This window comes from Microbacterium sp. SA156, assembly GCF_049065455.1.
Classification (GTDB): domain Bacteria; phylum Actinomycetota; class Actinomycetes; order Actinomycetales; family Microbacteriaceae; genus Microbacterium; species Microbacterium barkeri.
This window is the reverse complement of record NZ_JBAKGU010000032.1, coordinates 1-1,542: the sequence shown is the minus strand read 5'-3', so window position 1 is coordinate 1,542 and position 1,542 is coordinate 1. Positions and strand designations below refer to the sequence as shown.

1 rRNA gene is annotated in these 1,542 nt (G+C 56.3%); it reads left to right on the top strand.

The features are described 5' to 3' along the window. Window positions 1-3: 3 nt before the first annotated feature. Window positions 4-1,527 (top strand): 16S ribosomal RNA (locus tag ACOWU6_RS16775). Window positions 1,528-1,542: the final 15 nt, after the last annotated feature.

Sequence of the window (1,542 nt, the reverse complement as noted above, 5' to 3'; positions counted from 1 at the left end):
TTTTTTACGGAGAGTTTGATCCTGGCTCAGGATGAACGCTGGCGGCGTGCTTAACACATGCAAGTCGAACGATGAAGCCCAGCTTGCTGGGTGGATTAGTGGCGAACGGGTGAGTAACACGTGAGCAACCTGCCCCTGACTCTGGGATAACAGCCGGAAACGGTTGCTAATACCGGATATGCATCATGGCCGCATGGTCTGTGGTGGGAAAGATTTTTCGGTTGGGGATGGGCTCGCGGCCTATCAGCTTGTTGGTGAGGTAGTGGCTCACCAAGGCGTCGACGGGTAGCCGGCCTGAGAGGGTGACCGGCCACACTGGGACTGAGACACGGCCCAGACTCCTACGGGAGGCAGCAGTGGGGAATATTGCACAATGGGCGGAAGCCTGATGCAGCAACGCCGCGTGAGGGATGACGGCCTTCGGGTTGTAAACCTCTTTTAGCAGGGAAGAAGCGWAAGTGACGGTACCTGYAGAAAAAGCGCCGGCTAACTACGTGCCAGCAGCCGCGGTAATACGTAGGGCGCAAGCGTTATCCGGAATTATTGGGCGTAAAGAGCTCGTAGGCGGTTTGTCGCGTCTGCTGTGAAAACCCGAGGCTCAACCTCGGGCCTGCAGTGGGTACGGGCAGACTAGAGTGCGGTAGGGGAGATTGGAATTCCTGGTGTAGCGGTGGAATGCGCAGATATCAGGAGGAACACCGATGGCGAAGGCAGATCTCTGGGCCGTTACTGACGCTGAGGAGCGAAAGGGTGGGGAGCAAACAGGCTTAGATACCCTGGTAGTCCACCCCGTAAACGTTGGGAACTAGTTGTGGGGGCCTTTCCACGGTCTCCGTGACGCAGCTAACGCATTAAGTTCCCCGCCTGGGGAGTACGGCCGCAAGGCTAAAACTCAAAGGAATTGACGGGGACCCGCACAAGCGGCGGAGCATGCGGATTAATTCGATGCAACGCGAAGAACCTTACCAAGGCTTGACATACACCGGAAACGTCTGGAAACAGTCGCCCCTTTTTGGTCGGTGTACAGGTGGTGCATGGTTGTCGTCAGCTCGTGTCGTGAGATGTTGGGTTAAGTCCCGCAACGAGCGCAACCCTCGTTCTATGTTGCCAGCACGTTATGGTGGGAACTCATGGGATACTGCCGGGGTCAACTCGGAGGAAGGTGGGGATGACGTCAAATCATCATGCCCCTTATGTCTTGGGCTTCACGCATGCTACAATGGCCGGTACAAAGGGCTGCAATACCGTGAGGTGGAGCGAATCCCAAAAAGCCGGTCCCAGTTCGGATTGAGGTCTGCAACTCGACCTCATGAAGTCGGAGTCGCTAGTAATCGCAGATCAGCAACGCTGCGGTGAATACGTTCCCGGGTCTTGTACACACCGCCCGTCAAGTCATGAAAGTCGGTAACACCTGAAGCCGGTGGCCTAACCCCTTGTGGGAGGGAGCTGTCGAAGGTGGGATCGGTAATTAGGACTAAGTCGTAACAAGGTAGCCGTACCGGAAGGTGCGGCTGGATCACCTCCTTTCTAAGGAGCATCTCG